This is a genomic window from Nocardioides sp. (assembly GCF_035429765.1).
Taxonomy (GTDB): Bacteria; Actinomycetota; Actinomycetes; order Propionibacteriales; family Nocardioidaceae; genus Nocardioides.
The window spans coordinates 1-1,984 of record NZ_DAOMFK010000321.1 but is presented as its reverse complement, the minus strand read 5'-3'; the positions used below and the strand labels follow the sequence as shown (position 1 = coordinate 1,984).

2 protein-coding genes and 1 pseudogene are annotated in these 1,984 nt (G+C 72.6%); all 3 read left to right on the top strand.

Translation table 11 applies throughout. The features are described 5' to 3' along the window. A partial coding sequence (locus tag PLP61_RS16765; protein WP_324503929.1) for an ROK family protein occupies positions 1-1,002 on the top strand: 1,002 nt, incomplete at its 5' end. 27 nt (positions 1,003-1,029) lie between these two features. After that, complete coding sequence (gene pgsA, locus PLP61_RS16760; RefSeq protein WP_324503927.1) at positions 1,030-1,644, top strand: phosphatidylinositol phosphate synthase; 615 nt, start codon at positions 1,030-1,032, stop codon at positions 1,642-1,644. A 51-nt stretch (positions 1,645-1,695) separates the two neighbouring features. Beyond that, positions 1,696-1,984 (top strand): annotated as a pseudogene (locus PLP61_RS16755) (pyridoxal 5'-phosphate synthase lyase subunit PdxS); the annotation flags it as partial.

The window sequence follows — 1,984 nt, the reverse complement described above, 5'->3', positions numbered from 1 at the left end:
GCCCGGTCCGGCCGACCCTCCCTGCTGGTCTCGCCCCGCACCGAGAACGTCGTGGTCGCCGTCGACCTCGGCGTGGACCGGATCGCCGTGGCGCTGGTGGCGCTCGGCGGTACGGTCCTCGAGCGCAAGGAGCGCCCGCACCAGCGCGGGGAGCACGACGTCGTCCACGTCGTCGAGTCGGCCTCCCAGATGGTGACCGACCTGCTCGCCGCCAGCCCCGGCGTCCGCTGCCTCGGCGTCGGGGTCGCCGTACCCGGGGCGGTCAGCTCCGAGGAGGGCTCGGTGCGCTTCGCGCCCAACCTCGGCTGGGTCGACGCGCCGTTCTCCGAGCTCCTCGGCGCCCAGCTGGGGCTGACCGTGAGCACCGGCAACGACGCCAACCTCGGCGTGCTCGCCGAGCACCTGCGCGGCGCCGCCCGCGGCCACGACAACGTCGCCTACCTCAGCGGCAGCGTCGGCATCGGCGGCGGCTTCCTGGTGGGCGGTCGGCTGATGCAGGGTGCGCACGGGTACGCCGGGGAGATCGGGCACATCCTCGTGGACCGCAACGGTCCCCGGTGCCGCTGCGGCAACATCGGCTGCTGGGAGATGAAGGTCGGGGAGAACCAGCTCCTCACCCGTGCCGGGCGACTGCCCGGCGGGGGGCCGGTGGGGGTCGCCGAGGTCATCGACGCGGCCCGCGGTGGCGACGTACGCGCCCGGGAGGCGGTGCTCGACGTCGCCGACTGGATCGGCGTCGGGCTGCGTGCGGTGATCAACCTGTTCAACCCGGAGGTCATCGTGCTCGGTGGGTCGCTGGCCCAGGTGTGGGAGGACCAGCGCGACCGGATCGACGCGGTCCTGGACCGCTGGTCGCTGATGTCGCCCCGTGCCGAGGTCATCATCCGGGCCTCGCAGTTCGGCCCGGACTCCCCGCTGCTCGGTGCTGCCGAGCTGGCCTTCGAGCCGGTCCTGGAGAACCCGATGATCGTGGCCGCCGAGCGGGTCGCCGCCGATGTGTGAGCGCTGAGCGGGTAGCCTGCTGCGGCCATGATGGACCGATTCCGCGCGTTCTGGACCAAGGTGATCGCAGCCCCGGTCGCCCGCCTGCTGCTGCGCCTGCACGTCAGCCCGGACGCGGTGACCCTGGTGGGCACGATCGGGGTGTGCACCGGGGCACTGTGGTTCTTCCCCGAGGGGCGGCTGCTGGCGGGCGTGCTGTTCATCACCGCGTTCGTGTTCAGCGACCTCATCGACGGCACGATGGCCCGGATGTCGGGACGGACCAGCACCTTCGGGGCCTTCCTGGACTCCACCTTGGACCGGATCGGCGACGCGGCCATCTTCGCCGGGCTGACCCTCTACTTCGCCGGGCCGGGCGACGACCGGCTCTACGTCTGGCTGTCGCTGGTGTGCCTGGTGATGGGGGCGGTCACCTCCTACGCCCGGGCCCGCGCGGAGTCCCTGGGCTTCACCGCCAAGGTCGGGATCGCGGAGCGGGCCGACCGGCTGGTGGGGATCCTGGTGATGACCGGCCTCAGCGTCCTGCTCGACCTTCCAGTGCTCCTGCCGATCGCCCTGTGGGTGCTGGCGGTGGCCAGCACGGTGACGGTGGCGCAGCGGGTGTGGGTGGTGCGGCGGCAGGCCCAGGCCGCCGCCGCATGAGCCGACGAGCCCGGATCGCCTCGGCCCCGGTTGCGCCGTACGATTGGCCGCATGTCTGAGCAGCACACCCCCGAGACCGCCCCCGAGACAGGCACCGCCCGCGTCAAGCGCGGCATGGCCGAGATGCTCAAGGGCGGGGTCATCATGGACGTCGTCACGCCCGAGCAGGCCACGATCGCCGAGGACGCCGGCGCGGTCGCCGTGATGGCCCTGGAGCGGGTGCCTGCCGACATCCGTGCGCAGGGCGGCGTGTCCCGGATGAGCGACCCCGACATGATCGACGGGATCATCGAGGCGGTGTCCATCCCGGTGATGGCCAAGGCCCGGATCGGCCACTTCG

What these genes read in the sequence shown, in the direction of transcription:
- pgsA (WP_324503927.1), top strand. Translation starts at nt 1,030, where the DNA reads ATGATGGACCGATTCCGCGCGTTCTGGACCAAGGTGATCGCAGCCCCG.